At 46.5% G+C, this 1,084-nt stretch carries 1 protein-coding gene and 1 pseudogene; both read right to left on the reverse strand.

Going from position 1 to position 1,084, the window contains the following annotated elements; translation table 11 throughout:
• On the reverse strand, positions 1 to 902 hold a 902-nt coding region (locus tag ACFINS_RS09710; RefSeq protein WP_375706147.1), incomplete at its 3' end, for a DUF4815 domain-containing protein.
• Between the two features lies 1 nt (position 903).
• Positions 904 to 1,084: pseudogene (locus ACFINS_RS09715) on the reverse strand (phage tail protein); the annotation flags it as partial.

The raw sequence follows: 1,084 nt of genomic DNA on the forward strand, positions 1-1,084 counted from the left end.
CCATCACGCCCAGCGGCAACGGCACCACGGGTGACGTTAACGGTTTTTTCTTTTGTCAACAAAAGAGACTGAATATCGGCAATAGGAAAGTAATAGGGTTTAAAGGTGAAACTTGTTTTCCCTTTTGGGGGCGCAAAAATATGCGTTTCGCTAGGAACAACGCTTGTCGAAAAGTCCTCGAGTTCTTCATGACGCAAAGCCGCTAAGCGTTTGCGTTTAAAGCCATTGATATTGGCTTCTCCTTCTTGAATACTAAACACTTGGCAACCATTATTTGCTCCCAATGCGCTCACACGGCAGCCACTCACGATATAATGCCCATGGGCGCGGTCGTACGTCGCAATAGCTTGCATGGCGGGTTCAAGCAGTGAGGGCGATTTTTGATCAATCAGAACACCATCTTGTAAAATATAAACCGGAAAGAAAGTGCCATTCTGCGCATCCTCTTTTAGTGCCCAAACAAGCTGTGCTGTTTCGCGTGCGGCACCAGGCTCTCCTTCTGCCAATGTGCCAGGGACTTGCCCCAACAACTCTGGATCATCCTCATGGGTTATCCATTTTTTTTGCAGCTTCACACCAATTTCCAAGCGCCCAATCATGGCAACATTGTTGAGTACAGCTGGTGCAACGGGGAAAATATCGCCGGCAATATAAATCTTGCCATCCGTTAAAGTGACGGTCCTTGTCTCTTTGTTGACAAAAGCATCAGCCCGTTCAACGCGGTCTCCTTCTTGTGCCACAAGGCGTCCCAAACGGTCATGACGCCCCCTGATGATGGTTTGAACCTCATTTAGTTCACCACTTTGAATAAAGGGACGCGTGCCATAAAACACCACGCTTTGTTGTTCCTCTTTGCCGCGAGATCTGTCAATTGCAAAGGGTAAACCACTTTCATGCTTCATATTAAAACCTCAATAAAATCTTGAATTGTTCGCGAACATCGGCACGCAAAGAAATATTGATGGGTGTTTTGAGTATCTCGACACCACCATTCAGTTCATTGACGTCACACCAAAGCTTTCCAAGGGGGATATCTTGTTTGGGAATGCCGTGAACGAGAATAGAAACAAATGCTGCTTGTTTG

The organism is Bartonella sp. AA2SXKL (genome assembly GCF_042197205.1).
GTDB lineage: Bacteria > Pseudomonadota > Alphaproteobacteria > Rhizobiales > Rhizobiaceae > Bartonella.